The organism is Pseudomonas sp. JBR1 (genome assembly GCF_028198185.1).
GTDB lineage: Bacteria > Pseudomonadota > Gammaproteobacteria > Pseudomonadales > Pseudomonadaceae > Chryseomonas > Chryseomonas oryzihabitans_E.
This window is the reverse complement of record NZ_CP116340.1, coordinates 3,790,339-3,815,668: the sequence shown is the minus strand read 5'-3', so window position 1 is coordinate 3,815,668 and position 25,330 is coordinate 3,790,339. Positions and strand designations below refer to the sequence as shown.

The 25,330-nt window shown below is 67.3% G+C and carries 24 protein-coding genes; 11 read left to right on the top strand and 13 right to left on the bottom strand.

Features of this window, described 5'->3' with window-relative positions:
• Positions 1 to 21 precede the first annotated feature (21 nt).
• A complete protein-coding gene (locus PJ259_RS17670) occupies positions 22 to 1,992 on the bottom strand; it encodes a methyl-accepting chemotaxis protein (RefSeq protein WP_059313258.1) in 1,971 nt (656 codons plus the stop codon).
• Positions 1,993 to 2,152: 160 nt separating this feature from the next.
• Positions 2,153 to 3,082, bottom strand: a complete 930-nt coding sequence (locus PJ259_RS17665) for a LysR substrate-binding domain-containing protein (protein WP_059313257.1) — start codon at positions 3,080 to 3,082, stop codon at positions 2,153 to 2,155.
• A 114-nt stretch (positions 3,083 to 3,196) separates the two neighbouring features.
• Between PJ259_RS17665 and PJ259_RS17660 the strand changes: the two genes are divergently transcribed.
• Both PJ259_RS17660 and PJ259_RS17655 read left to right on the top strand, forming a co-directional pair.
• Positions 3,197 to 4,585, top strand: coding sequence for a NorM family multidrug efflux MATE transporter (locus PJ259_RS17660; protein ID WP_059313256.1), 1,389 nt, complete (start codon positions 3,197 to 3,199; stop codon positions 4,583 to 4,585).
• A gap of 57 nt (positions 4,586 to 4,642) precedes the next feature.
• Complete coding sequence (locus PJ259_RS17655) at positions 4,643 to 5,284, top strand: LuxR C-terminal-related transcriptional regulator (RefSeq protein WP_271653675.1); 642 nt, start codon at positions 4,643 to 4,645, stop codon at positions 5,282 to 5,284.
• On the opposite strand, the gene PJ259_RS17650 is transcribed toward PJ259_RS17655, so the two are convergent.
• The gene (locus PJ259_RS17650) at positions 5,277 to 6,908 is read right to left on the bottom strand and encodes an ATP-binding response regulator (protein WP_271653674.1); all 1,632 of its coding nucleotides are present in this window, start codon (positions 6,906 to 6,908) and stop codon (positions 5,277 to 5,279) included. The genes PJ259_RS17655 and PJ259_RS17650 overlap by 8 nt on opposite strands.
• Positions 6,905 to 7,594 (bottom strand): YoaK family protein, encoded by a 690-nt coding sequence (locus PJ259_RS17645; protein ID WP_271653673.1) that lies wholly within the window; start codon positions 7,592 to 7,594, stop codon positions 6,905 to 6,907. Before PJ259_RS17645 ends, PJ259_RS17650 begins: the two co-directional genes overlap by 4 nt.
• 127 nt (positions 7,595 to 7,721) lie before the next feature.
• Here PJ259_RS17645 and PJ259_RS17640 point away from each other — a divergent pair, with 127 nt between their 5' ends.
• Complete coding sequence (locus PJ259_RS17640; protein WP_271653672.1) at positions 7,722 to 8,567, top strand: EamA family transporter; 846 nt, start codon at positions 7,722 to 7,724, stop codon at positions 8,565 to 8,567.
• Between the two features lie 54 nt (positions 8,568 to 8,621).
• Positions 8,622 to 9,671 carry a zinc ribbon domain-containing protein gene (locus PJ259_RS17635; protein WP_271653671.1) on the top strand — a complete coding sequence of 350 codons (1,050 nt, stop codon included), beginning with the start codon at positions 8,622 to 8,624 and terminating at the stop codon, positions 9,669 to 9,671.
• Here PJ259_RS17635 and PJ259_RS17630 read toward each other — a convergent pair.
• On the bottom strand, positions 9,668 to 10,222 hold the full coding sequence (locus tag PJ259_RS17630; RefSeq protein ID WP_271653670.1) for a GNAT family N-acetyltransferase: 555 nt from the start codon (positions 10,220 to 10,222) through the stop codon (positions 9,668 to 9,670). The two genes, PJ259_RS17635 and PJ259_RS17630, sit on opposite strands and share 4 nt — an antisense overlap.
• Before the next feature lie 42 nt (positions 10,223 to 10,264).
• Positions 10,265 to 11,059 (bottom strand): OBAP family protein, encoded by a 795-nt coding sequence (locus PJ259_RS17625; protein ID WP_271653669.1) that lies wholly within the window; start codon positions 11,057 to 11,059, stop codon positions 10,265 to 10,267.
• Positions 11,060 to 11,288: 229 nt separating this feature from the next.
• Between PJ259_RS17625 and PJ259_RS17620 the strand changes: the two genes are divergently transcribed.
• From PJ259_RS17620 to PJ259_RS17600, 5 genes are all read left to right on the top strand, one after another.
• Positions 11,289 to 12,047 (top strand): ParA family protein, encoded by a 759-nt coding sequence (locus PJ259_RS17620; RefSeq protein ID WP_271655891.1) that lies wholly within the window; start codon positions 11,289 to 11,291, stop codon positions 12,045 to 12,047.
• An 81-nt stretch (positions 12,048 to 12,128) separates the two neighbouring features.
• The gene (locus PJ259_RS17615; protein ID WP_271653668.1) at positions 12,129 to 12,821 is read left to right on the top strand and encodes an AzlC family ABC transporter permease; all 693 of its coding nucleotides are present in this window, start codon (positions 12,129 to 12,131) and stop codon (positions 12,819 to 12,821) included.
• Positions 12,818 to 13,129 (top strand): AzlD domain-containing protein, encoded by a 312-nt coding sequence (locus PJ259_RS17610; protein WP_271653667.1) that lies wholly within the window; start codon positions 12,818 to 12,820, stop codon positions 13,127 to 13,129. The genes PJ259_RS17615 and PJ259_RS17610 overlap by 4 nt, the downstream gene beginning before the upstream one ends.
• A 62-nt stretch (positions 13,130 to 13,191) precedes the next feature.
• Positions 13,192 to 14,019 (top strand): AraC family transcriptional regulator, encoded by an 828-nt coding sequence (locus PJ259_RS17605; protein WP_271653666.1) that lies wholly within the window; start codon positions 13,192 to 13,194, stop codon positions 14,017 to 14,019.
• Between the two features lie 177 nt (positions 14,020 to 14,196).
• Positions 14,197 to 14,427, top strand: coding sequence for a DUF2934 domain-containing protein (locus PJ259_RS17600; RefSeq protein ID WP_271653665.1), 231 nt, complete (start codon positions 14,197 to 14,199; stop codon positions 14,425 to 14,427).
• Here the strand turns inward: PJ259_RS17600 and PJ259_RS17595 are convergent.
• Positions 14,424 to 15,365: a GNAT family N-acetyltransferase gene (locus PJ259_RS17595; RefSeq protein ID WP_271653664.1), complete on the bottom strand. Its 942-nt coding sequence runs from the start codon at positions 15,363 to 15,365 to the stop codon at positions 14,424 to 14,426. The genes PJ259_RS17600 and PJ259_RS17595 overlap by 4 nt on opposite strands.
• A 69-nt stretch (positions 15,366 to 15,434) precedes the next feature.
• A complete protein-coding gene (locus PJ259_RS17590) occupies positions 15,435 to 16,754 on the bottom strand; it encodes a Na+/H+ antiporter family protein (RefSeq protein WP_271653663.1) in 1,320 nt (439 codons plus the stop codon).
• Between the two features lie 269 nt (positions 16,755 to 17,023).
• On the opposite strand from PJ259_RS17590, the gene PJ259_RS17585 reads away from it, so the two are divergent.
• Positions 17,024 to 17,308 (top strand): hypothetical protein, encoded by a 285-nt coding sequence (locus PJ259_RS17585; protein ID WP_271653662.1) that lies wholly within the window; start codon positions 17,024 to 17,026, stop codon positions 17,306 to 17,308.
• 750 nt (positions 17,309 to 18,058) lie between these two features.
• Here the strand turns inward: PJ259_RS17585 and PJ259_RS17580 are convergent.
• The 4 genes from PJ259_RS17580 to xylA all read right to left on the bottom strand — a co-directional run bounded on the left by PJ259_RS17580 (position 18,059) and on the right by xylA (position 23,250).
• On the bottom strand, positions 18,059 to 19,195 hold the full coding sequence (locus PJ259_RS17580) for a sugar ABC transporter permease (RefSeq protein WP_059313241.1): 1,137 nt from the start codon (positions 19,193 to 19,195) through the stop codon (positions 18,059 to 18,061).
• Positions 19,195 to 20,751 carry a D-xylose ABC transporter ATP-binding protein gene (gene xylG / locus PJ259_RS17575; RefSeq protein WP_271653661.1) on the bottom strand — a complete coding sequence of 519 codons (1,557 nt, stop codon included), beginning with the start codon at positions 20,749 to 20,751 and terminating at the stop codon, positions 19,195 to 19,197. Before xylG ends, PJ259_RS17580 begins: the two co-directional genes overlap by 1 nt.
• A gap of 63 nt (positions 20,752 to 20,814) precedes the next feature.
• Positions 20,815 to 21,816 carry a D-xylose ABC transporter substrate-binding protein gene (xylF, locus tag PJ259_RS17570; RefSeq protein ID WP_059313239.1) on the bottom strand — a complete coding sequence of 334 codons (1,002 nt, stop codon included), beginning with the start codon at positions 21,814 to 21,816 and terminating at the stop codon, positions 20,815 to 20,817.
• Between the two features lie 117 nt (positions 21,817 to 21,933).
• Positions 21,934 to 23,250, bottom strand: a complete 1,317-nt coding sequence (gene xylA, locus PJ259_RS17565) for a xylose isomerase (protein ID WP_271653660.1) — start codon at positions 23,248 to 23,250, stop codon at positions 21,934 to 21,936.
• Between the two features lie 184 nt (positions 23,251 to 23,434).
• On the opposite strand from xylA, the gene PJ259_RS17560 reads away from it, so the two are divergent.
• Positions 23,435 to 24,688, top strand: coding sequence for a XylR family transcriptional regulator (locus tag PJ259_RS17560; protein ID WP_271653659.1), 1,254 nt, complete (start codon positions 23,435 to 23,437; stop codon positions 24,686 to 24,688).
• Here the strand turns inward: PJ259_RS17560 and PJ259_RS17555 are convergent.
• The gene (locus tag PJ259_RS17555; protein ID WP_059313236.1) at positions 24,670 to 25,200 is read right to left on the bottom strand and encodes a Dps family protein; all 531 of its coding nucleotides are present in this window, start codon (positions 25,198 to 25,200) and stop codon (positions 24,670 to 24,672) included. The two genes, PJ259_RS17560 and PJ259_RS17555, sit on opposite strands and share 19 nt — an antisense overlap.
• Positions 25,201 to 25,330: the final 130 nt, after the last annotated feature.

Below are 25,330 nucleotides of genomic sequence, written 5' to 3'. Positions count from 1 at the left end.
GCTTGCGCCAGAACAGTCTGACTAGCTGAAACGACCCACTTCGGCGCTCAGCTCCTCGGCCAGGTGACGCAGTTCGCCCGCGGTACCGGCCAGCACCTCGGCGGCATCGCGCTGGGCGGCGTTGTCCACGGCGATGGCCTGGATGTTGCGACTCAGCGCCGTGGCGGTGGTGCTCTGCTCGGCCGTGGCCTGGGCGATACCGGAGAACTGCTCGACCGCATCGGCGACCTGCTGGTCGATGCTGCGTAGCGCCTGGGCGACGTCGGCGTTGCGCGCCAGCCCCTGCTCCATGAGGCGGTTGCCCTCATCGATGGCGCCCATGGCACGCTGGGTTTCGCCCTGTACCGCACCGATCATCTGGGAGATCTCGCGGGTGGCCTCGCTGGTACGACCGGCCAGCTGGCGCACCTCGTCGGCGACCACGGCGAAGCCGCGGCCCTGCTCACCGGCCCGGGCGGCTTCGATGGCCGCGTTGAGCGCCAGCAGGTTGGTCTGCTCGGCGATCCCGCTGATGACGCCGATGATGCCGCCAATCTGCTGGGAGCGATTATCCAGCCCCTTGATGAGCTCGGCCGTGCTGGCCAGGGAGTCGGCGATCTGCTCCAGCGCGCCCGAGGCGCCCTGCATGGCCTGGGTGCCGGTGCGGGTCTGCTGGGCGTTCTCCTGCACCAGGCGCTCGGTGCGCTGCATGCCGTCGGCGATGTTCTGGGCGGTGGCGCTGAACTCCTCCACGGCGCTGGCCATGCTGTCGATCTGGCTGGACTGCTCGGCGGAACGACGCAGGGTCTGGTCGGAGAGCTGGCTCAGTTGCTGGGAGCGATCGGTGACCGCGCGCGAGGAACCCCGTACCTGCTCGACGGTGGACGCCAGGGCATCGGCCATCTGGTTGAAGCTGTGGGCGAGCTCGCCGATCTCGTCGTTGCTGCGGGCGTCAACGCGTACGCTGAGCTGACCGCGACCCAGGGCCTGGGCGCGTTCTACCAGCTGAGCCAGCGGGCTGAGCTTGCGCCGCAGCAGCAGCACCGAAGCGGCCACGGCCAGTAGCAGGGCGATCAGGCTGCCGATGGCCAGGCGCAGGCCGACGGCGTGCACCGGAGCGTCCAGCTCGGCCTTGGGCAAGGTGGCGACCACGGTCCAGCCTTCGCCGGCGACCGCCGCGCTGACGCTGACGAAGTCCTCGTTGCCATCCTGCCAGCTGTGTTCATGCCGCTTGGGATCCTTCTTGAGTTCGGCCAGCAACTCGTCGGTCTTCTTGGCGTTGGCCGGGGCAACCAACCAGTTGCCCTGCTCGTCGAGCAGGGCCAGGGAGCCGGTCTCGCCGATGCGCAGCTGGGTCAGCTGGGCCAGTTGCTGGGCCTGGGCGTCGGTGTAGTCGAACCCCACATAGAGCACGGCGATGATCTGGCCCTGGGCATCGCGCACCGGGCTGTACTGGGTCATGTAGGAGCGGCCGAACAGCTGAGCGCGACCGACATAGGTCTGGCCCTGGAGCAGGCCGGCGTAGCCGGGATGCTTGCGGTCCAGACGGGTGCCGATGGCGCGGCTGCCGTCCTGCTTCTTCAGCGAAGTGGTGATGCGGATGAAATCGTCACCATCACGGACGAAGATGGTGGCCGTACCGCCGGTAAGACGGGTGAAGTCATCGACCTGGGTGAAGTCGTTGTTCAGGGCCGCGCCCTTGTAGAGCAGCACCGGGGTGTCGGTGCCGGCGACGACGGTGCGGTCGCTGCTGCGGGAGAGGCCGCCATCGAAGCGGCGCTCGAACAGATTGGCGAGACGCTGGGTACTGACCTTGAGGGTGCCCAGGAAGGTCTGCTGCTGATCGGAGAGCAGCCGGGCCTCACTGCCCAGGTGCTTGCGCTGGGTGTCTTCGATGGACAGGCTGAGGGCGTGGAGGGCGAACAGGCAACTGCCGGCAATGACGACAACCAGTACCAGACTGAGGGCCAAGGCAAGTTGTCGGGCGATACTGCGACGTGGGGAAATGACCATAGAGTGCTCCAAAGCGCCTACATCCCTGTAGGGCAGTACAAAGTTGAGGGCAAGGGCTACATCAGAAACGAACCGCTCTATGACGGTCTTCTTAGCGATGAACAGGTAGTTTATCGGCTGTAGCGTTACGAACTAAAGCGAATGACAGATGTCTGGCGCCTTATTTGTGGCGAATGACCTCAGGAAGGCTCTGGGATGCCACTTCCTGCTGCAGGAAATCACCCAGCTGGCGAAAGCGCGCCTGCCCCCGCCGATTACGTGGCCAGACCAGGTAGTAGGCGTCGCCGCTGGCTACCGCTGCCGGCCAGGGCAGCGCGATGAGACCGGCCGCCACGTCCTCGGCGAGCATCACCAGATCGCCGATGGAGACTCCGTAGCCGCGCGCCGCAGCCGCCATGCCCAACTCCAGGGTATCGAACACCTGGCCGCCACTCAGGGGCACCACCTGGGCCAACCCCATGGCCTGCAGCCAGCGGCGCCAGTCGCGGCGGTCGAAAGTGGGATGCAGCAGTTCTTCCCGCTGCAGGCGCGCCACATCCCAGTCACCGCTACGGGCGGCGGTCGGCGAGCAGACCGGCACCAGCCACTCCTCGAACAGCGGTACCACCTCCCAGTCGGCCGGAAAGCGACCGTCGCCCAGCAGCACCGCACAGTCGAAGGGTTCATGGACGAAATCGACCCGGTCGCTGGCCATCCAGACGCTGGTGAGCTGGATGTCGAGTTGCGGACTGAGCTGGCGAAAGCGCGCCAGCCGGGCCAGCAACCAGCGCAACGACAGGGTGGTGGGTGCCTTAAGTCTCAGGGTGCCTTCGTCCACGGCCAGATTGCCGCACGCGCGCGCCAGGGCTTCGAAGCCTTCGCTCAGGCCGGGCAACAGCAGCTTGCCGGCCTCGGTCAGCACCAGCTGGCGACCGGCACGCTCGAACAGGCGACAGCCAAAGGTTTCTTCCAGGGTTCGCACATGGCGGCTGACCGCGCTCTGGGTGAGCGACAACTCCCCGGCAGCCCGGGTGAAGGAGCCATGCCGCGCCGCAGCCTCGAAGGCGCGCAGGGCATACAGGGGCGGCAGGCGCGAGGCGTGTTCAGGCATGACTCAGACTCATGGATGGCATGGCTATTTTCCGATTGTGGGCGGCGCGGCAGGATCCAACAATGAGTTCTTGTCAAAGCCCGGCCGCTTGGCCATCTGTTCAGCGAGAGCCCCATGTCTCTGCCGCGTCACGAATTGCTCGCGCTATTGCGTCTCGCCCTGCCCTTGATCGGTGCCCAGCTGGCCTATGTCGCCATGGTCTTCACCGACACCCTGATGATGGGCCGCCTGGGGCCGGCGGCGCTGGCCGGCGGTGGCCTGGGGGCAGCGGTCTATTCTTTCGTTTCGGTGATCTGCGTGGGGGTGATCACTGCGGTGGCCAATCTGGCGGCCCTGCGCCGGGGGGCGGGGGATACCGAAGGGGTGGCGGCGGTCACCGCGGCGGGGATCTGGATCGCCGGGGTGCTGGCGCTGCTGGCCGGCACCCTGCTGTGGCACATCGAGCCGCTGCTGGCCCTGGCTGGCCAGCCGGAGGAAAGCCGCCAGGCCGCGGGGGTGTTCCTGCGCTGCCTGGCCTTCGCCCTGCCCGGCCACCTGCTGTTTATGACTCTGCGCGGCTTCACCAGCGCCCTGGAGCGCCCCGGACCGGTCCTGACCATCGTGCTGGGCGCGGCGGTGCTCAATGCCCTGCTCAATCTGGCCCTGCTGCACGGCTGGGGCGGCCTGCCGCAACCCGGGTTGCCAGGCGTCGGCGCGGTGACCGCCGTGGTGATGAACGGCGCGGCCCTGGGCCTGGCGCTGTATATCAGTCGTCATCCGGCCTATGCCCCCTATCCCCTGCGTCGCTATCTGCGCCGGCCGGACCGTCGCGCCCTGGCCGACACCCTTGGCCAGGGCCTGGCGATCAGCGGCACCTATGCGGTGGAAGCCTGCCTGTTTCTCGCGGCGGCGCTGTGCATGGGCGCCCTGGGCACCACGGCCCTGGCGGCCAACCAGATCGCCAACCAGCTGGTGTATCTGGTGTTCATGCTGCCGGCGGGACTGTCCTATGCGACCAGCATCCGCATCGGCCAGCACCAAGGCGCGGGACGGCCACGCGAGGCGCTGCTGGTCGGACGGCTGGCCATCGGCGGCGGGGCTCTGGTGATGCTGGGCATCGCCCTGCTGTTCTGGTGCTTTCCTGGCTGGCTGGTGGGCTTGTTTCTGCCAGACGAGCGTAGTCCGGTCACGGAGCTGGCACGCCAGCTGGTGTTGATCGCCGCGCTGTTCGTCATCTTCGACGGCACCCAGAGCATCGCCCAGGGCGCCTTGCGTGGCATCCGCCAGGCGCGTCTTGGCTTCTACGGCGGCCTGCTCTGCTATTGCCTGATCGGGGCCAGCAGCGCCTGGCTGCTGGGGGTGCATGCAGGCTTCGGTCCGCACGGGGTCTGGTGGGGGCTGGCGCTGGGCCTGGCTTGCGCGGCCGTGCTGCTGACCGGTGCCTTCGAGTGGCTGATGCGGCGGCAGCTGGGCACGGCCGGGAGTATTACCAATGGTCCACCCTCCGCCGCTGCGCTAGACTAAAAGTTTTGGGCCGCCCCGGGGTTGCGACCGGTGTCCTAGGCCCCAGGATAGCCACAGATGCAACGTTTCATCGTCGCCGACGATCACCCCCTGTTTCGCGAAGGCCTGGTCCGCATCCTGCGCCAGTTGCAGCCCGACGCGCAGGTGGAACAGGCCGACAGCCTGCAGCAGGTGCTGGACCTGGCGCGCCAGGGCGAGCCGCCCACCGGCCTGCTGCTGGACCTGCTCTACCCCGGTCAGGACCTGAGCTTTTCACTGCGCGCCCTGCGCCAGGAATTCAAGCGCAGTACCCTGATCGTGGTCTCGATGCTCGAAGACGCCACCGTGATCGAGCACATCCTGGCCGCCGGCGTGGATGGCTTCATCGGCAAGGCCCTGCCCCCGGCCGCCATGGCCGCAGCCATCGCCGACTGCCTGGCCGGGCAACCGGTGGTGCGCTACGCCACGGCGACCCTGGCGCCGACGGCCCTGGCCCCCGACCACCGGGTGCAGGCGCTGACGCCCAGGCAGCTGGAGGTGCTCGGTCTGATCACCCAGGGCCTGAGCAACAAGGAAATCGCGCGGATCCTGGCCATCTCGCCCTTTACCGTGCGTATCCACGTATCCGCGCTGCTGCGTACCCTGGGCGTTGGCACCCGTGCCGCCGCGGCCGCCTTTGGCGCCAAGGCCGGCCTCGGCGCCCAGCGCTCGCTCAGCTAGCGGCGACGCGAAAGGCCAGCAGCAGGGCACGCAATTCCGCCGGCCGCACCGGCTTGGCCAGCACTGGAATCTCGGGATCGCCCAACGCCTGCTGGACCTGGGGAATGTCGTGCCCGGTCACCACGACGGCCGGAATGCGCCGTCCCTGCAAGCGATTGAGATAGGCGATGCAGTCAGCACCCGAGGCGCTGCGATCCAGATCGAAATCGGTGATCACCAGATCGCAGGCCACCGCGCCGGTGGGAATGCTGGTGGCCGTCGTGACCTCGCAGCCCCAGCTGCGCAGCAGGGTCGCGGTGGCGAGCAGGACGTTGGCGTCGTCTTCGATGAGCAGCACCCGCCAGCCGGCGAGCAGGTGCTGGGGTCCGCTCGCCGCCCGCACCCGGGGCTCCGGCGGTACGGCGGCCAGCGGCAGGCCCTGCAGACTGACCGCGGTGCCATGGCCGGGCCGTGAGCGGATGCGCAGTTCCAGATCGAGCAACCGGGCGATGCGCTGCACGATGGACAGCCCCAGGCCGACCCCTTCGATGTCGCGATCCCGCGCCTCCCGTACCCGATAGAACTCCTCGCACAGATGCGGCAGGTGCTCTGCCGCGATGCCCGGGCCCTGGTCGTACACCACCAGGGCGAGCCGGCCCTGGCGCCGCCGTACCGCCAGCAGTAGCGGTCGTCCCGGGGCGTACTTGAGGGCGTTGGACAGCAGGTTCTGCAGCGAGGTGAGCAGCAGTGCCGGATCGCTGTAGACCTGCAGCCGGCAGGGGCGCCAGCGGACCTCCACCCCGGCCCAGCGCGCGGCCTCGGCGTTCTGCCGGATCAGGTCGTCGAACAGGGTATCCAGGTCGACCGCCGTGCGCCGGGGGCTGACCTGCTTCTGATCCAGGGTGTAGATGTCCAGCAACGAGCGAAACAGCTGCTCGACGCCCAGCAGGGAGCGGTCGATGTTGTCCACCAGCCGCCCCTGGTCCGCGCTCAGCTGGCCGTCGCGCAGGCAGGCGGTGAACAGGCCGATGGAGTGGATCGGCTGACGCAGGTCATGGCTGGCCTGGGCCAGGAAGCGCGCCTTGGCCAGGTTGGCCGCCTGGGTCTCGCGCAGCGAATCCTGGATGCGGGTCAGCAGGAAATAGACGTAGCCGGGTACCAGCAGCGCGGTCACCAGCATCATCAGGGCAACCGTGGGATAGCGCTGCAGGAAGGGCATTTCGGCGATGATGGCGCTCAGGGCGGTCAGCGACAGTCCGGTCGCCAGCAGCAGGTAGCCACGGCCATAGCGCAGGCCGTTGCCTACGGTGACCCAGAGCAGCACGCCGAACAGCGGCATCAAGGCCTCGCCGCTGGTGATGGAGGAAAAGGTGATGGCGCTGAAGTCCAGGCACATGGCCAGGAAGCGTCGCCACGGCTTCACCCCAGGCCGACGGCGCACCTCGAAGAAGAGTCCGATGGCCACCAGGGAAAACAGGCCGTAGCACGCCAGGTTGGCCAGCAGGATGGCATCGCCGAACAGCCCCCAGGCCCAGGCGCCAACGATGTAGGCCGAGGCCGGCAGGATGAAGGCCAGGCGGACCTTGGTCTGCCCCAGCTCGGGATCGCGGGCGCCGACACCCAGGGCTTGCGGTGCTTCGCTCATGACGCCAGATACCCCAGCTGCCAGGCCCGCGGCACCAGACGGAACACCATTGCCAACGCCGCCGCCAGGGCGGCGCTGGCGTACCAGGCCGCCAGGCCCAGCCGTGCTTCCAGGGCAGCACCCAGCACTCCGCCAAGCAGCATGCCCAGCCAGGGCACTAACTGGATGCCCCAGCCGCGGCGACGTTCACCCAGCAGCCAGTGCCCCAGACCACGCCCGAAACGCGACAGGGCGCCGGTGACATAGGTAAGGCCGATGGGCAGGCCATAGACCTGCTCCACCACGGCATTGACCATGCCCATGGCGAATACCCCGGTCAACAGTGCCAGGCGCCCGGCGGGCAGGCCGGCCGCCAGCACCAGCAGCAGGGCCAGCAGCCCGAGCAGCAGGCAGGCCCGTTGCCGCGTCAGGCGCTGCAGCAACACCCCACCGGCATTGCCCAGCACGAAGGTGCCGATGGCCAGCGCCAGGTGCGCCGCGGCGGCCCAGCGACCGGCGGCCACGTCGGCCGCTAGACGGGTGGTATTACCACTCATGAAGGAAACGAAATCGCCGGTGGCGAGAAAGCCGATGGCGTCGGTCATGCCGGCCAGCAGCGACAGTCCGGCGACCAGTGCCAGACCGACCGCACCGTGGCGCGGGGTGGCGGGCGGCATGGCCGGCGGAACGGAAGAAGAGGAAGTCATGGCAGCCATCCTGGCCGGACGAGAAGGGACGGCTGCCAGTGTGCGGCGTACAACGGCCCGACGCCATGGGCAACGCCTCGGAAGGCACCCTGGGCTAGACTGATGGACCCGCCTGGCCGGAGGCCTCGTGACCACGCCCCTGTTCGCCCTGGTACTGCTCGCCGCCCTGCTGCACGCCGGCTGGAACGCCCTGCTCAAGATCGGCCTCGACCGCTTTCTCACCGCCAGCCTGATCCAGATCGGCGCCGGCCTCGCCGCGCTGCTGGCGCTGCCCTTCGTCGCCCTGCCCCCAGCGGCCGCCTGGCCCTGGATCGCCCTCTCCGCCCTGCTGCACATCGGCTACAACGCCTTTCTCGCCCGCGCCTATCGCTATGGCGACCTGGGCCAGGTCTATCCCCTCTCGCGCGGCGGCGCGCCGCTGCTGGTCAGCGTGGTAGCCTTTCTCGCCCTGGGCGAAGTGCTCTCGCCACCGGCCCTGCTCGGCCTGGGCCTGCTGGTGACCGGCCTGGCGCTGATGGCGCTGCTCGGTGCCCGGCGCGGCACACCGCCCAGCCTGGCGCTGCTGGTGTGCGCCTTCACCACCGGCACCTTCATCGCCGCCTATACCCTGGCCGATGCCCTCGGCGCACGGGCCAGCGGCAACGCCGTGGCCTATGCCCTCTGGCTGTTCGCGGTGAACGGCGTAGTGGCGGCCCTGGTGCTGCGGCTGACCCGCGGCGCGACGGCCTTTGCCGGTCTCGGCCCGCACTGGCGCGCCGGCCTGGTGGGCGGGGTGATGTCGATGCTGGCCTACAGCCTGGTGATCGTCGCCACTACCCAGGCGCCCATCGGCCTGGTCTCGGCGCTGCGCGAGACCAGCGTGCTCTTCGCCCTGCTGATCGGAGTCTTCTGGCTGCACGAGACGCTACCGCTGGGGCGAATCTGCGCCGGCCTGGCCATCGTCGCCGGCGTGGTGGCGATCAAGCTGGCCTGAGCGGATCGCTCAGGGAACGGCTAAGCTGAGCCTTCTTTCGACCAGGAGGGATCCATGGGCAAATCGCTGCGGCTATCGGAAAAATGGTTCAACCGCGGCCTCTGGCTGTTGGCGCTGGTATTCGCCAGCTTTCTGATCGGCCTGGGTGGCACCCTGGTCGGCGACCTGCCCCAGGTGGAACGCCAGCAGAGTCTGGAAGACTTCATGGATCCGGCCGCCACCGCCGCGGCGCGTGACGTCCAGCGCCAGGCCAATCGGGCCAGGCGCGACGCCCAGGACGCCCTCGACCAGGCCCAGCTGCAGCAAGCGGCCGCGGCGCGCAGCTACCAGGCCAATCGCGAGACCTTCGACAACTGGTTGGCCACCCGCCAGACCACCCAGCGTCCCGAGCAGGATGGCGAACTGATCGCCCGCAGTCGCGCGCTGGACGACCTCAAGGCCGGTGAGCGCGGGGCCGAACGGGAGGTCGAACGCCAGCAGCAGGCCCTGCTCGCCGCCGAACAGCGCTCGGCTGCCGCCGCGCGCAGCCTGACCGACCTTAGCGACGCGGCCCAGGAGGCCTGGCTCGATGCCCAACGGCAGGCCGAATTGCGGGTCTTCCTCTATCGCCTGGCGCTGACGCTACCCTTGCTGGCCGTCGCCGCCTGGTTGTTCGTGAAGCAGCGCCAGAGCACCTGGTGGCCCTTCGTCTGGGGGTTCATCTTCTTCGCGCTGTTCGCCTTCTTCGTCGAGCTGGTGCCTTACCTGCCCAGCTATGGCGGCTATGTCCGCTATCTAGTCGGGATCCTGCTGACGGTGCTGGGTGGACGCCATGCCATCCGCGCCCTGCAGGACTATCGTGCCCGCCTGGCCCTCAAGGAAGCCCAACCCGACACGGTACGGCGCGAGGAGCTGCACTACGACACCGCCCTGGCGCGCCTGGCCAAGGGCGTCTGTCCGGGCTGCGAGCGACCGGTGGAGCTCAAGGACGCCAGCCTCGACTTCTGCCCTCATTGTGGCATCGGGCTGCACGACCACTGCCAGGGCTGCCAGGCGCGCAAGAGTGCCTTCGCGCGCTTCTGCCAGCGCTGTGGGGCGGCCGCGCAACGCGTTCAAGGCGCCTAGGCTTGATCCTTGTGGGTCAGCCGCCAGGCCTCCCGACTCAGCTCCCATAACTCTGAAGGCAATTTGCCGCAGACGTAGTCGGATTCGCCTTGTGCGATGAGGCGCATCCCCTCGCGCTGCGACAGACGCCGCGACCCCTCGTTCAAGGCTGCCTTGGGTACACGCATGCACGGGCGCTGCAGGTCTTCGAACCAGAAAGTATTCACCGCCGCGCAGGCCTCGCCCATGAGTCCCTGGCGCCAAAAAGCCGGGGACAGCCAGAAACCCCGATTGTTATCGGGCTCGTCATGCAGGCTGATGACGCCGATCAGCACCTCTGGATCGCTGCGCAGGCGCAGCGACCAGTGCCATTCAATACCCCGCGCCATGGCTGGCAAGGCGATGTCCTGCAAGAAACGCCGAGCGCCGTCTTCCGGATAGGGCCAGGGAATATGAGCGGCCATGTACCGCACGATCTCCCACTGCGGAAAGATCCGCTGGATCGCCTCCGCATCCCCCAACTGCAGGGGACGTAGCAGCAGGCGGGGCGTCTGCAGCACGGGCAACGGCATGGTAGGCTCCAGTCGGGTTCCTGACCGGAGCCTAACCTACCCTCAGGGCTTGTTCGAGCTGGCGTTGACGCCCTTCTCGGTGTGCTCGCTGTCGTGGTCATGCAACTGGCCGGTGGGGTCCTGCAGCTGGATGACCTTGCCCTGCTGCCAGGCGTCGGCGCCGGGGGCGACCGCGGGCGTCGGCAGGTCGGCGCGGGCGGCCTTGGTTTCGGCGCTGGAGACACCCAGGCGGCGATCACGCTCGGCGAGCAGCTTGGGATCGAGCTGGCCGTCGGCGGTGAAGCCCATCATCAGCTGGGGGACGCCCAGGGGCAGCTTCAGGTCCTGGTCGGTATGCCAGGTGTGCCAGGTCTTGCCATAGGTGTGCACCAGCTTGTCCATCAGCCGGTGCTCGGCCACCTGGGGCACGCCGGGCGCGATCAGCTGGCCGGATTTCACCTCGTGTACGTGACTGTGCCAGAGCGCCTTCTCGGCCTCGGGCAGGGTCTTGAACAGCCGCTCGCTGATGATGTACTCCACGCCCATCAACTTGGCGTCGGCCACGTTGCCGTCGTAGATCACGCACTGGAACATCTCCTCGCCCAGGACGCTGCAATAGTGGTGGGCTTCCATCTGGCCGTGGGGATGGCCATTGTAGAAATGGAAGCCGTCCAGGTAGGTGTTGAGGGCGGCGATGGGCGGCTTGCGCTGCAAGACATCGGCGCCGGCTTCGAGCACCCGGGTATCGGTCTGGGCAGGGGCACCCGGTACCGGTACCGGCGACTGGGTGTCGTTGGCGGCCTGGGCCAGGGGAGCACAGGCGAGCAGCAGCAAGGCGGAAAGTCGACGGGTATTCATGGTGGATTCTCGGCGGGAGCTTGCCGAGTTCGAAGGGTGAGCAGGCGCCAAGGTTCCACCGTTGCGCTAGTCTCGTCATACAGCTGTCATGCAATGGCCATAAATTCGTCATCGTCCGAGCGTGGCGTTTCGGTATAAGCGAAACGGTCGATCGGGCCTTGTGCCTCTGGCTTTCCATTTCTGTCGGGACGACTCAATGAACGCACACAGCTCTCCCTCTGGTCATGCCCTGCGCCGCGTGGTCTTCAACAAGAAGGGCGGTGTCGGCAAGTCCAGCATCGCCTGCAACCTGGCGGCCATCAGCGCCCACGAGGGCTATCGCACCCTGCTGGTGGACCTCGATCCCCAGGCCAACTCCAGCCAGTACCTCACCGGCCAGGTAGGCGACGACCTGCCCCACGGCATCGCCGACTTCTTCAAGCAGACCCTGAGCGGCGGCAAGAAGGCCCAGGCCAACATCCATGCCACGGCCTGGCCGAATCTGGATCTGATCGCCGCCTCCGGCGAGCTGACCGAGCTGCAGTTCAAGCTCGAATCCAAGTACAAGATCCAGAAGCTCGCCAAGTACCTCGACAAGCTCGGCGAAGACTATGACCGCATCTACCTGGATACCCCGCCGGCGCTGAACTTCTACAGCATCTCGGCACTGATCGCCGCCGACCGCTGCCTGATCCCCTTCGACTGTGATGTCTTCGCCCAGCAGGCGCTGTACGACCTGATCGAGGAGCTGGACGAGATCCGCGAGGACTACAACGAAAAGCTTGCGGTCGAGGGCATCGTCATCAACCAGTACCACGCCCAGGCCAGTACCCCGCGCCAGCTGATCGAGGAACTCCAGGCGCGCGACCTGCCGGTGCTGGCGGCGCCGCTGATGGCCTCGGTGAAGATGCGCGAATCCCACCAGCAGCATCGCCCCCTGATCCACCTGGACCCAGGCCACAAGCTGACCCGGCAGTACCTGGAGCTGTTCGCCCTGCTGGAAGACTAGGGCCACCTAGCGCAAGAACGTTCAAGACGGCAGCGACGCGGCACGGCATCCTGGGTATCCCCTGCCCTCCGGAGCTTGCCGATGACCGCTTCCCGCCGCCGCGCCTTCCTCCAGGGCGCCTGGCAGATCATGCCGCTGTCGCTGGCCTGCGCCCCCTGGGGCATCCTGGTCGGCGCCCTGGCCATCGAGACCGGCCTCAGCGTGCTGGAGGGTCAGGCCTTTTCCCTGCTGGTGTTCGCCGGCGCGGCCCAACTCGTGGCCCTGGGCATGCTCAAGGCCGGCGCGGGCCTGGCCGCCATCCTGCTGACCACCCTGCTGCTGACCTCCCAGCACCTGCTCTATGGCCTGCACATGCGCCGGGTACTGGCGCCCCAGCCGCTGCCCTGGCGACTGGGCTTCGGCTTTCTGCTCACCGACGAGTTCTTCGCCCTGAACCATGCCGAACAACCGGCGGGCTTCGACCGCTGGCGCGCCCTGGGCATGGGGCTGAGCTTCTACCTGCTGTGGAATCTCTTCACCCTGGCCGGCCTGCTGCTGGGGCGGGTGCTGCCGAACCTGGGCGCCCTGGGCCTGGACTTCTCCATCGCTGCCACCTTCATCGCCCTAGTGGTGCCGCTGGTACGGGATCTGGCCACGGTCGCCTGCGTGCTCACGGCGCTGCTGGTGTCGGTCTGGCTGCATCACCTGCAGTGGCAGGGCGCCCTGGTGCTGGGCGGGCTGGCCGGCATGTGCGTGGGCTTCGGGGTGCGTCGCCTGCGGGAGCGACAGTCATGATCCTCGCTACCCTGCTCGGCATGGCCGCGCTGGTGTTCTTCAATCGCTATCTCTTTCTCGAACCGCGCCTGCCGCTGCGCCTGGGGCGCAATCTGCGCACCTTTCTCGAATTCGCCGTCCCGGGAATGCTCACCGCCATCTGCGGCCCCATCCTGTTCGCCGGCGAGAAATCCCTGGCGGCCACCCTGGTCGATCCCTATCTGCTGGCAGGTCTGGCCGCGGTAGGACTGATGCTGTGGACGCGGCGGGTGCTGACCACGGTGGTGCTCAGCATGGGAGTGTTCTATCTGCTGCGCTGGCTGCTCTAGCCACGGGCCAGTTTTGCTAAGGTGAAACCAAGCCCACTGTTCGGTCGCGCCACGAGAGCGTCATGAAGGAACCACAGGAAAGCGCCCGTCTCTGGTCGGCCTACGGCCTGGGCGGCGTCGAGTTGCTGCACGCCAGGTATCGCCGGCAGCGTTTCGCTCCCCACGTGCACGAAGGCTATGTGTTCACCGTGATCGAGCGCGGTGCCCAGCGCTTTCGCCATCGGGGTGCCGAGCACCTGGCCGCGGCGGGCAGCATGGTGCTGATCAACCCGGACGAACTGCACACCGGCGCCACGGCGGTCGAGGAAGGCTGGCAGTACCGCGGCTTCTATCCGACGCTGGCGCAACTGGCACCGGTCTTCACCGAACTGGGGCGCCCGCTCGACGCCATCCCGGCCTTCACCACCAGCGTGTTGCAGGATGCCCAGGTGAGCGCGGCCTTCAGCCAGCTGCATCAGCTGGCCGACCAGGGTGCCGAGGCCCTGGAGCAGCAGACCGCCTGGCGCGAAGCCCTGTTGTTGCTGTTCGGGCGTCATGCCCGCCTGGGCGCCCTCACCGAGCCGGGCCGTGAACCCCTGGCGGTACGACGCGCCCGGGAGCTGCTCGGCCAGCGCCTGCAACAACCACCGAGTCTCGAAGAACTGGCCCAGGCCGTGGGGCTGTCACCCTTTCACTTCCTGCGGGTATTCCGCCGGGCGACCGGTCTGCCGCCTCACGCCTGGCTCAAGCAACAGCGCCTGACCCGCGCCCAGGGGCTACTGCGCGCCGGCTGGGCACCCCTGGACGTGGCCCTGCAGCTGGGCTTTGCAGACCAGAGCCACCTCACTCGCCAGTTCAAGCAGGCCTATGGCGTAGCCCCGGGCGCCTATCGCCGCGCCTGGCATACCTAGCCACACCTCGACGAACGGTTTTTCCGTGCAGAACCCCGTGCCAGAGCCTGGCAAGCGGAAACACTATCCGGGACACACCAACCGGGAAGAACTTTTCAACGCTTGACCGGGCCTAGTCAGGATGAGCGCCGGACCCTTTGGCCGCGCTTCCCTGCCCTTCCATTAGAGGTCCTTTGCATGAATCTTGAAGAACGCATCCGCCAGCGCGCCTATGAAATCTGGGAGCACGAAGGCCGTCCCCATGGCCAGGATTTCGAACACTGGTTTCAGGCCAACCGCGAACTGGAAGATCAGCCCGACGACAACCTGACCCAGGTCGGCGGCATCCAGAGCAGCGTCGCGCCACCAGCGCCCAAGCCCCGCAGTCGGTCGCGCAAGAAGACCGCTGAGGACAGCACCAAGGCCTAACGCCAGTCGTCCAGCAGCCAGACCTCGGGATGGTCGTAATGGGCTTCGCCCCGGTGCAGGGTGATGCCGAGGATCTCGCTGCGAAAGCCCTGGGCCAGCAGCCACTGGTAGGCACCCCGGCGCGCGGTGTTGACGCCAGCCAACAGCCGCTGCTGGCCATGGTCCCGGGCGAGGCCGTCGCAGGCGGCGATCAATCGGGCGAAGCGCGCCTCCGCCCCCGCTCCCGGCAGGACAGCAGCGCACTTCACGTAGCAGACGCCGCTCCCCGCCTCGCTGCGTGGACCGAAATGGCAGACGGCGAAGCTTTCCATCCGTCCCGCTTCGTCTTCCAGCACCAGACTTTCGCCCAGCCCCTGCTCTCGCACGGCGGCCATTTCGGCGGACACATCCAGACCCGGAGCATTGGCCCGGCCCAGTTCGGCGCAGGCGGCCAGCAGTCGATCGGGCTTGGCCGCCAGGGAAAATCTGAGCGCTGGCGGTGCCGGTTGCGTCTGCACCGGACGCGCCATCACCGCGGTCAGGGTACGCGGCCAAAAGCCGAAGCCCTGGTAGAGCCCCAGGTGACGGGGGCTGTCGGGAAAGGTGAAGAGTCCGGCATGCACCAGTTGCCAGGCATCGAGCTGCTCCACCGCGGCGCCCATCAGCGCCTTGGCCACCTTGGCGTCCCAGTAGTCCGGATGTACCGCCAGCGGCCCGAGGATGCCGTGACGGCCCCAGCGGGTGACGCAGACTGCGCCGACCAGTCGCCCGGCATCCAACGCCTTGAACCAGGCGGTATGGGGCGCGGCGAAACGACTGCGCACATAGTCGCGATCGTTCCAGAATTCTCCGGGTTCGGCGGCCCCCATCCAGGTGGCGAAGGCCAGGCGGACCACTTCGGTGGCGGCGGGCAAGTCGGTTTCGGTGAGAGGTTCGATACGGATGGCGGGGGTGGACATGGGCGGCTCCTGGGCTATACGCCTTGGACCCGCCCGGCCGATGCTTTGCGCCCGAGCGGCAACTGCCGGTTACAGCAGCAGCACCGCCGCCCAGCCAAACAGCATCATTGGCAGGCTGAAGTGCAGGAAGGATGGCACCACGGTGTCCCAGATATGGCTGTGCTGGCCGTCCACGTTGAGACCGGAAGTGGGCCCGAGGGTGGAATCCGAGGCCGGCGAACCCGAATCGCCCAAAGCACCGGCGGTACCGATCAGGCAGACGATGGCCAGCGGCGAAAAGCCCAGGTGCAGGCACAGCGGACCGAGGATGGCGGCCAGGATGGGCACGCTGGAAAAGGACGAGCCGATGCCCAGGGTCACCACCATGCCCAGCAGCAGGAGCAGCAGCGCGCCCAGGGCGCGGTTGTCGCCGATCAGGGCAGCGGCGGTGGCGGCCAGGTCGTTGATCTGGCCGGTGGCGGTCAGCACCTCGGCGAAGCCACCGGCGGTCAGCATGATAAAGCCGATCACCGCCATCATCTTCACGCCCTCGCTGAACAGATCGTCCGCCTCCCGCCAGCGCACCACCCCGGTGGCGGTAAAGACCACGAAGCCGACCAGGGCGCCGAGGATCATGGAATCCAGCCAGAGCTGCACGCCGAAGGCCGCGACCACGGCGATCAGGGCCACCGCCAGGGTCCGGCCGTTGTAGGGGCGGTCGGCCCGCTCGGTACGCGCCACCCGGGCCAGATCGTAGCGACGTGGCCGGCGGTAGCTGACGCACACCGCCAGCAGCAAGCCGACCACCATGCCCAGGGCCGGCAAGAGCATGGCGCGGCTGGGATCGACGCCGCTGACGTCCACCCCGGCGCGGGCCACGCTGGCCAGCAGGATGTCGTGCAGGTAGAGACTGCCAAAGCCCACCGGCAGGAACATGTAGGGGGCGATCAGGCCAAAGGTCATGACGCAGGACAGCCGCCGGCGATCCAGCTCCAGGCGCGTCAGCACGTAGAGCAGCGGCGGCACCAGCAGCGGAATGAAGGCGATGTGGATGGGCAGGATGTTCTGCGAGGCGATGGACACCGCCAGCAGCAGACCGAGTAGCGCCCAGCGCAGCGAACGCCCGCCCTGGGCGGCCTGACGCTCCATCAGCGCCAGCGCCCGATCGGCGAGCATGTGCGCCAGCCCCGACTGGCTGATGGCCACGGCGAAGGCGCCCAGTAGCGCATAGGAGAGCGCCACCTTGGCGCCGTTGCCCAGGCCGGCATTGAAGGCCAGCAGGGTGCCTTCCAAACCCAGGCCGCCGACCAGGCCACCGGCCACCGCGCCGGCGATCATCGCCACCACCACGTGCACCCGGGCCAGGCTCAAGACCAGCATGAGCCCTACCGCCACCACCACCGCGTTCATCGCCGACTCCGCACCACGAAAGGGCGCGCACTCTGCCGCAGCGCGGCGCGGGCGTCAAAGGCCAGGGATGGATGGCGCGGCGCCTGGTTTACCCCTTGGCATGGAGGCGCCAGCTGCCTGCACCTGCGTCAGCGACCAATACCGACCAGGTGCCGGAGCAGTCTCATAGGATGAAAGGGGCATCGTGCAATCGCTCTGGACTGAACCTTTCAGCGCGCGGGGACGTCTGAGTCGCACGCTTTCACGGTCACAACAAGGACGAGCTGCCCATGCAAAACGCCATTGATATGCTGATTACCGCGTTCAGCCCGCACTCCTGCCTGGCCGTCCCGCGCCGCGCCGACCGTACCCTGCTGTTCACCGTCACCGACACGGCCCGCGCGGTCACGGTCACCAAGGCCATTCCCCTGTGCAACCTGGAATGCAACACCACCCTGGCCACCGTGATCAAGGACCTGCAGCGCGACCTTGATCGTGCGATCGGCACCCTGAGCCCGGAAAGCCTCGCCGACCTGCGCCAACGCGGCCCACGGGTGCAGCGGTTCGAGAGCTGAGCGGAGGTCGCAGGTGGGATCAAGCACCTGTCGAGCCACCCTCACCCCAGCCCTCTCCCGGAGGGAGAGGGGGCAACACAGCGCGAGGCAGACAGAGGAGTGATCGCGAAATGCCTCCCCTGGAGGAACGGCCCATGGCCGCGATCCACGCGGCGTACGCCCTCACCCCAGCCCTCTCCCGGAGGGAGAGGGGGCAACAAAGAGCGAGGCGAACAGAGGAGTGATCGCGAGATGCCTCCCCTGTAGGAGCGGCCCATGGCCGCGATCCACGAGGCGTCCGCCCTCACCCCAGCCTTCTTCCGAGGGAGAGGGGGCAACACAGCGCGAGGCAGACAGAGGAGTGATCGCGGGATGCATTCCCTGTAGGGGCGGCCCGTGGCCGCGAGCCACGAGGCGTCCGCCCTCACCCCAGCCCTCTCCCGGAGGGAGAGGGGGCAACACAGCGCGAGGCAGACAGAGGAGTGATCGCGGGATGCCTCCCCTGGAGGAACGGCCCATGGCCGCGATCCACGAGGCGTCCGCCCTCACCCCCAGCCCTCTCCCGGAGGGAGAGAGGGCAACACAGCGCGAGGCAGACAGAGGAGTGATCGCGGGATGCCTCCCCTGTAGGAGCGGCCCATGGCCGCGAGCCACGAGGCGTCCGCCCTCACCCCGGCCCTCTCCCAAGGGAAGAGGGGGTCATTCGGAGCAATAGCTAGCCTGCCGTAGGGTGGATGACGGCACAGCCTCATCCACCGCTGGCCATCCCGATCAGCGCCGGCTGGTGCGGGTGCTGACGTCGACCCACACCGCCAGGACCAGGATGCTGCCCTTGACGATCATCTGCCAGTAGCTGTCCACGTCGAGCATGGACATGCCGTTGTCCAGGCTGGCGATCACCAGGGCGCCGAGCAGGGCGCCGTAGACGGTGCCCGAGCCGCCGCGCATGGAGGTGCCGCCGATGAAGCAGGCGGCGATGGCGTCCAGTTCGCCCATGGTGCCGGCCGAGGGCGAGCCGGCGGCCAGGCGGGCGGTGTTGACCAGACCGGCCAGGGCGCACATCACGCCCATCAGGCCAAAGATGCCGAGCTTGATCGCCTGGACGTTGATGCCCGACAGCCGCGTGGCTTCCAGGTTGCTGCCCACCGCATAGATGCGCCGGCCGAATACCGTCTGGCTGGTGATGTAGCTGAATACCCCGAGCAGCACCAGCAGGATCAGCACCGGCACCGGGATGCCGTCGTAGCGGTTGAGGGTCTGGATGAAGGCCACCAGCACCACGCCGATCACCACTACCCGCAGCACGTCGCGCCACAGCGGCGCCAGGGCGAGGCCGAGGGTCTTGCGCTTGCTGCGCTGGCGCCAGGTCAGCACCACGGCCACCGCGAACAGCAGCACGCCCAGGACACTGCCCACCACCGGCGGCAGATAGCCCTGGCCGAGGTAGACCAGCTCCGGCGATACCGGGGCGACGGTGACGCCGCCGGTGAGCCCCAGCAGCACCCCGCGAAAGGCCAGCATGCCGCCGAGGCCGACGATGAAGGACGGTATCCCCCGATAGGCACTGAGGTAGCCGTTGATCAGGCCGATCAGCAGACCGCCGGCGGCCACCGCCAGCAGGGTGATCGGCAGGGGCACGTGGTAGGTGACGTCGAGTATCGCCGCCACCCCGCCGAGCAGGCCGAGTTGCGAGCCCACCGACAGGTCGATCTCGCCGGCGATGATCACCAGCACCATGCCGCAGGCGAGGATGCCGGTGATGGACATCTGCCGCAGCAGGTTCGAAAGGTTGCGCGGGGTGACGAAGCCGCCTTCGGTCTGCCAGCTGAAGAACAGCCAGATCAGGGCCACGGCGATTAGCAGGGCGAGCATCTTGTAACGGGTGAACAGCTGTTTCACGGCGTGCATCAGAAGTGCTCCCGGGCTTGGGCGACCGCCCGTTCGGTGGTGCCCAGGGCGGCGGCCAGTACCCGCTCCTGGGTCAGATTCTCATTGGGGAAATCGCCGCGCAGCCGGCCTTCGCCGAGCACCAGCACCCGGTCGGAGACGCCGAGCACCTCGGCCAGCTCCGAGGAGACCATGACGATGGCCACGCCCTCGGCGGCCAGCAGGCCGATCAGCCGGTAGATCTCGAACTTGGCGCCGACGTCGACGCCGCGGGTGGGCTCGTCGAGGATCAGCACCTTGGGCCGCGCCAGCAGCATCTTGGCGAGCACCGCCTTCTGCTGATTGCCGCCGGAAAGGCCGGTGATGGGCAGGAAGGGGCTGCTGGTCTTGAGTTGCAGCCGGGCGATCTCGGTGTCGATGCAGGACAGTTCCGCCTCGCTGTCGATACGGCTCAGGTGGGCGAATCTGTCCAGCACCGTGAGGGTGATGTTGGAGCCCACCCCCAGGTCGGGAATGATGCCCTGGCGCTTGCGATCTTCCGGCACCAGGCAGAGGCCGGCGCGGATGGATTTCAGCGGGGTGCGGGTGTCGATGCGCTGGCCATTGAGCCAGACCTCGCCCTCGTAGCGGCCGTCGTAGGCACCGAAGATGGCCGAGACCAGCTCGGTGCGCCCGGCGCCCACCAGCCCGGCGATGCCGAGGATCTCACCGGCGCGCACGGCGAAGGAGACGTCGTCGACGCGCTTGCGCTGGGGATTGTCGACGTCCAGGCAGGTGAAGCGACGCGCCTCGAAGATCACCTCGCCGATTTCATGGGGAATCTGTGGGTAGAGGTTGGTCATGGCGCGGCCGACCATCTGGGTGATGATGCGGTCGATGTCCATCTCGGCCATGGGCGTGGTCGCGATGTGCTTGCCGTCGCGGATCACCGTGATGGTGTCGCAGATGGCCGCCACCTCGTCGAGCTTGTGCGAGATGTAGACGCAGGCCACGCCCTGGGCCTTGAGGTCGCGGATGATGTCCAGCAGCACGGCGATCTCGGAGGTGGTCAGCGCCGAGGTCGGTTCGTCGAGGATCAGCAGCCGGGCGTTCTTGTTCAGCGCCTTGGCGATCTCTACCAATTGCTGCAGGCCACCCCCGTACTGGGACACCGGCAGGGCCACGTTCATGTCCGGCACCTTGAGCCGGCGCATCAGCTCGGCCGAGCGCTGCAACATGGTGGGATAGTCCAGCCGCCCGCCGAAGCGGCGCGGTTCGTGGCCCATGAAGATGTTCTCGGCCACGGACAGATCGGGCACCAGGGTCAGTTCCTGGTGGATGATGACGATGCCGGCCGCCTCGGATTCGGCGATGGACTGGGCTTCCAGCGGACGCCCGTCCCAGCGGATCTCGCCTTCCCAGGTGCCGTGGGGGTAGACCGCCGAGAGCACCTTCATCAGGGTGGACTTGCCGGCGCCATTCTCGCCGCACAGCCCTACGCATTCGCCCGGACGCACCTTGAGGTCGATGCCGTCCAGCGCCCGCACCCCGCCAAAGCTCTTGGCGATGCCGTGCATTTCCAACAGATAGTCGGCCATGGCCGCTCCTTGCCCAGGGGCCGCCCGACGCCAGGCGTCAGGCAGCCAGCCGGTGGCCAGTGGTTATTTGCCGTCGATCTGGGCCTGGGTGTAGAAGCCGTCCTTGACCAGCAGGTCGACGTTGTCCTTGGTCAGCTCGGTGGGCGTGAGCAGCAGGGTGTCGACCTTCTTGGTGCCGTTGTCGTAGCTGGAGTTGAAGGCCGGCTTCTCGTTGCGCACCAGTTGCACCGACAGCTTGGCCGCCTCGGAGGCGATCAGCTTGAGCGGCTTGTAGACGGTCATGGTCTGGGTCCCGGCGATCACCCGCTTGATGGCGGCGAGGTCGGCGTCCTGACCGGACACGGCCACCTTGCCGGCCAGCTTCTGCGCGGCCAGAGCCTGGATGGCGCCGCCGGCGGTGGCGTCGTTGGAGGCGACGATGCCGTCGATCTTGTTGTCGTTGGCGGTCAGGGCGTTCTCGACGATGGCCAGGGCCTCGGTCGGGTTCCACTCCTTGACCCACTGCTGGCCGACGACCTTGACGTCGCCCTTGTCGATGGCCGGCTGCAAGACCTTCATCTGGCCCTGGCGGAGGATCTTGGCGTTGTTATCGGTGGGCGCGCCACCGAGCAGGAAGAAATTGCCCTTGGGCTGGGCCTTGAGCACGCCATTGGCCTGCATCTCGCCGACCTTCTCGTTATCGAAGGAAATGTAGGCGTCGATGTCGGCGTTGAGGATCAGGCGGTCGTAGGAGATCACCTTGACCCCGGCCTTCTTGGCCTCGGCCACCACGTTGTTCAGCACCGTGGCGTTGAAGGGCACGATGACGATGGCGTCCACGCCGCGGGAGATCAGGTTCTCGATCTGCGACAGCTGGCGCTGCTCGTTGGCGTCGGCGGATTGCACATAGACCTTGGCCCCGAGTTGCTCGGCGGCAGCGACGAAATAGTCGCGGTCCCGGGCCCAGCGCTCCAGACGCAGGTCGTCGATGGAAAAACCGATCTTGGGATGCTGGGCATCGGCCTGGGCGAAACCGGTGGTGCACAGGGCGAGCAGACCGGCGAGCAGGGTCGTCTTGAAGTTCATGATGGCGTCCTTGGTTATTGTTGTTGTGGAGCAGGCGAACGGGTTCGAGTGTAACGATTCAGCGGTCTTGCACAAGCGGGTCGGGCAGGCATTTCTTCCGACCCGCTCTCGCGGCCACTAGCGATACAGATAGCGGTTGACGACGCCTTCGAGCATTTCCTGGCGACCGCTCACCGGCTGGGGCGCCAGGCCCTGGCTGAAGGTGTGTTCGGCCAGTTGTTCCAGGCTCAGCTGGCCCCCCAGGATGCGTTGGCCGAGGGACTGCTCCCAGCCGGCATAGCGCTCGGCCTTGAACTTGCCCAGGGGGTCGTCCTGCAGCAGTGCTGCGGCGCGCTCCAGGGACAGGGCCAGGGTATCCATGGCCGCTACGTGGCCATGGAACAGGTCCACCTCGTCCAGGCTCTGGCGGCGCACCTTGGCGTCGAAATTGAAACCGCCGCGGGTGAAGCCGCCGCCCTTGAGGATCTCGTAGATCGCCAGGGTCATCTCCTCGACGCTGTTGGGGAACTGGTCGGTGTCCCAGCCGTTCTGCGGATCGCCGCGATTGGCATCGATGCTGCCGAAGACGCCCAGGGCCACGGCGCTGGCGATCTCGTGCTGGAAGCTGTGGCCGGCCAGGGTGGCGTGGTTGGCCTCGATGTTGACCTTGATCTCCTTCTCCAGCCCGAACTGCTGCAGGAAGCCGAAGACGGTGGCCACATCGTAGTCGTACTGGTGCTTGGTGGGCTCCTGGGGCTTGGGCTCGATCAGCAGATCACCCTGGAAGCCGATGCGGTGCTTGTGTTCCACCACCATCTGCATGAAGCGGCCGAGTTGCTCGCGCTCGCGCGCAAGGTCGGTGTTGAGCAGGGTCTCGTAGCCTTCGCGGCCGCCCCACAGCACATAGTTCTCGCCGCCCAGGCGGTGGGTGGCATTCATCGCGGTGCAGACCTGGGTGGCCGCGCAGGCGAAGACTTCCGGATCGGGGTTGCTGGCAGCGCCGGCGGCGTAGCGCGGATGGCTGAAGCAGTTGGCGGTGCCCCACAGCAGCTTGAGGCCGGACTCGCTCTGGTGACGTTCCAGCTCGTCCACCAGGCGGGCGAAGTTCTCGCGGTACTCGGTGAAGTTGGCGCCTTCGGGGGCGACGTCGGTGTCGTGGAAGCAGTAGTAGTCCACGCCCAGCTTGCTGAAGAATTCGAAGGCCGCGGCGGCCTTGGCGCGCGCCTGTTCCAGGGGCGAACCCGCCGCCTGCCAGGGCCGCTGGAAGGTGCCCTGACCAAAGACATCGCTACCCGGCCAGACGAAGGTGTGCCAGTAGCAGACCGCCATCCGCAGGTGCTCACGCATGGGTTTGCCCATGACCAGGCGGTCGGCCTCGTAGTGGCGGAAGGCAAGCGGGGAATCGCTGTCGGGCCCGGCGTAGCGGACCTTCTCGACATTGGGGAAATAAGCCATGGCGTTGTCCTTGTTCTTATCTAGCGCACCCGATACGGCGTACCGGTTTGCGTCGATGGTAGCGCCGCCACCTGGGCTGCCTATTGTGAAAATCACCAGCGCCAGGTGCGATTTTGCTGCTTGAGGGGCGGGCTCGCCGGTCGTAGTCTGGAGCCCCACCCGCGCTTCCTGCCGGAAATCCGCCATGCCCAGCCAGCCGCCCGTGCACCGTGTCGCCCTGCTGTTCAACGGCAGCAAGATCTACGATCGCGGCATCCTGGCCGGCATCGGCAACTACCTGAGCGGCACCCGCGCGCGCTGGGATCTGTTCCTGGAGGAGGATTTCCTCTGCCGGCTCAAGGGCATCGAGCGTTGGCAGGGCGACGGCATCATCGCCGACTTCGACGACCCGGCGGTGAGCGCCGCCCTGGTGAACAGCGAGTTGCCGGTGGTGGCCGTGGGCGGCTCCTATGCCGCGCCAGGCGACTACCCGCCCGGCATTCCCTATGTCGCCACCGACAACGCCGCTCTGGTACGGCTGGCCTACGACCACCTGATCGAAGTCGGGCTGACTCGCTTCGCCTGCTTCAGCCTGCCCGCCGCCGACACCAATCGCTGGGCCGGCGAACGCGAGGCGGCCTTTGCCGCCCTGCTCCGCCGCGATGGCCTGCCGGTGGAAATCTATCGCGGCCTGGAAACCAGTGCCCCGCTGTGGGACACGGCCGTGGAACAGCTGATCGCCTGGCTGCAGGCGCTGCCCAAGCCGGTGGGCATCCTGGCCGTCACCGATGCCCGGGCCCGGCAGCTCTTGCAGGCCTGCCTCACGGCAAACATCCCGGTACCGGAACAGGTGGCGCTGGTGGGTATCGATAACGACCCCCTGGCCCGGACCCTGACCCGGGTGCCCTTGACTTCGGTGATCCAGGGCACCGAGGCCATCGGCCGCGAGGCGGCGCGACTGCTGCATCAGCGGCTGCATGGCGTCGAGCTCGGCGCACCACGGGTGCTGATCCCGCCGGAGGGGATCAACATCCAGGCCTCCAGTCGTCATCAGGCGGTGCGCCATCCCCAGGTGATGCGCGCCCTGCACTTCATTCGCCAATACGCCTGCCAGGGCATCAAGACCGCCCAGGTGGCCAGCTACGTGGGCATCTCCCGGTCAGCGCTGGAGATGTCCTTTCGCCGCGAGCTGGGGCGCAGCGTCCATGACGAAATTCTCGGCTTCAAGCTGGCCGCGGCCGCGGTCGCCCTACAGGAAGGGGCGCCGAGCCTGGCCGAGGTCGCCCGGCGCTGCGGCTTCACCTCGGCGCAGTACCTGCACTCGGTGTTTCGCCGCGAATTCGGCTGTACGCCGCGGCAGTATCAGCAGCGCCCCGTGGCGCTGAAAGACGCCCATGAAAAAGCCCGTCCGGAGACGGGCTTTCAGGAAACGACCGTGGCTTATTTGCCGACGGTCTGACCCAGGAACCAGGCACGCTCTTCGGCCTGGTCGATCCACTCTTCCAGCAGGCTGGTGGTGGAGACGTCGTTGGCGTCGTCGGTCAGGGTGTGGGTGGTGCGCATGTAGGCCGCCAGCGACTGGTTGTCATCATGCAGCTCGGTCAGCATCTGATCGGCCGACAGGTCGGTGGCGTCGCTGCTGGCCAGGCGCTTGAGCTGCACCATCTGCTCCAGGGAGCGCACGGTGGGCTGACCGATCTTGCGCGCACGCTCGGCGATCAGGTCGGTGATGCCATACAGCTGAGTGGCCTGCTCTTCCAGCAGCAGGTGGTAGTCGCGGAAGTGCGAGCCCTTCATGTGCCAGTGGTAGTTCTTGGTCTTGATGTACAGCGCGAAGACATCGGACAGCAGCACGGCCAGGGCTTCACCTACGGCCTGCTGGTTCTGCAGGGTGGCGTCTTCGCCCTGATGGGCCTTCTGCTTGACGTTAGAAACGGTCTTGAGTTCTTGCTTGGCATTGGCAACGGCCATGAGAGATCTCCTGTCAGGACGTGAAAGAAAAAAGGGGGTTCGCGGTAGTGGCGCGAACATCAACGTCTGTGGAAATCGACCCCGGCAAAGGAAAAATCGTTCATCGAATTCCTGTATCGCCATCATGGGC

What these genes read in the sequence shown, in the direction of transcription:
- PJ259_RS17630 (WP_271653670.1), bottom strand. Translation starts at nt 10,222, where the DNA reads ATGCCGTTGCCCGTGCTGCAGACGCCCCGCCTGCTGCTACGTCCCCTG.
- PJ259_RS17665 (WP_059313257.1), bottom strand. Translation starts at nt 3,082, where the DNA reads ATGCCTGAACACGCCTCGCGCCTGCCGCCCCTGTATGCCCTGCGCGCC.
- xylG (WP_271653661.1), bottom strand. Translation starts at nt 20,751, where the DNA reads ATGGCCGACTATCTGTTGGAAATGCACGGCATCGCCAAGAGCTTTGGC.
- PJ259_RS17650 (WP_271653674.1), bottom strand. Translation starts at nt 6,908, where the DNA reads ATGAGCGAAGCACCGCAAGCCCTGGGTGTCGGCGCCCGCGATCCCGAG.
- PJ259_RS17560 (WP_271653659.1), top strand. Translation starts at nt 23,435, where the DNA reads ATGCCCAGCCAGCCGCCCGTGCACCGTGTCGCCCTGCTGTTCAACGGC.
- PJ259_RS17645 (WP_271653673.1), bottom strand. Translation starts at nt 7,594, where the DNA reads ATGACTTCCTCTTCTTCCGTTCCGCCGGCCATGCCGCCCGCCACCCCG.
- PJ259_RS17670 (WP_059313258.1), bottom strand. Translation starts at nt 1,992, where the DNA reads ATGGTCATTTCCCCACGTCGCAGTATCGCCCGACAACTTGCCTTGGCC.
- xylA (WP_271653660.1), bottom strand. Translation starts at nt 23,250, where the DNA reads ATGGCTTATTTCCCCAATGTCGAGAAGGTCCGCTACGCCGGGCCCGAC.
- PJ259_RS17585 (WP_271653662.1), top strand. Translation starts at nt 17,024, where the DNA reads ATGCAAAACGCCATTGATATGCTGATTACCGCGTTCAGCCCGCACTCC.
- PJ259_RS17660 (WP_059313256.1), top strand. Translation starts at nt 3,197, where the DNA reads ATGTCTCTGCCGCGTCACGAATTGCTCGCGCTATTGCGTCTCGCCCTG.
- PJ259_RS17555 (WP_059313236.1), bottom strand. Translation starts at nt 25,200, where the DNA reads ATGGCCGTTGCCAATGCCAAGCAAGAACTCAAGACCGTTTCTAACGTC.
- PJ259_RS17655 (WP_271653675.1), top strand. Translation starts at nt 4,643, where the DNA reads ATGCAACGTTTCATCGTCGCCGACGATCACCCCCTGTTTCGCGAAGGC.
- PJ259_RS17635 (WP_271653671.1), top strand. Translation starts at nt 8,622, where the DNA reads ATGGGCAAATCGCTGCGGCTATCGGAAAAATGGTTCAACCGCGGCCTC.
- PJ259_RS17625 (WP_271653669.1), bottom strand. Translation starts at nt 11,059, where the DNA reads ATGAATACCCGTCGACTTTCCGCCTTGCTGCTGCTCGCCTGTGCTCCC.
- PJ259_RS17615 (WP_271653668.1), top strand. Translation starts at nt 12,129, where the DNA reads ATGACCGCTTCCCGCCGCCGCGCCTTCCTCCAGGGCGCCTGGCAGATC.
- PJ259_RS17580 (WP_059313241.1), bottom strand. Translation starts at nt 19,195, where the DNA reads ATGCACGCCGTGAAACAGCTGTTCACCCGTTACAAGATGCTCGCCCTG.
- PJ259_RS17590 (WP_271653663.1), bottom strand. Translation starts at nt 16,754, where the DNA reads ATGAACGCGGTGGTGGTGGCGGTAGGGCTCATGCTGGTCTTGAGCCTG.
- xylF (WP_059313239.1), bottom strand. Translation starts at nt 21,816, where the DNA reads ATGAACTTCAAGACGACCCTGCTCGCCGGTCTGCTCGCCCTGTGCACC.
- PJ259_RS17610 (WP_271653667.1), top strand. Translation starts at nt 12,818, where the DNA reads ATGATCCTCGCTACCCTGCTCGGCATGGCCGCGCTGGTGTTCTTCAAT.
- PJ259_RS17605 (WP_271653666.1), top strand. Translation starts at nt 13,192, where the DNA reads ATGAAGGAACCACAGGAAAGCGCCCGTCTCTGGTCGGCCTACGGCCTG.
- PJ259_RS17595 (WP_271653664.1), bottom strand. Translation starts at nt 15,365, where the DNA reads ATGTCCACCCCCGCCATCCGTATCGAACCTCTCACCGAAACCGACTTG.
- PJ259_RS17600 (WP_271653665.1), top strand. Translation starts at nt 14,197, where the DNA reads ATGAATCTTGAAGAACGCATCCGCCAGCGCGCCTATGAAATCTGGGAG.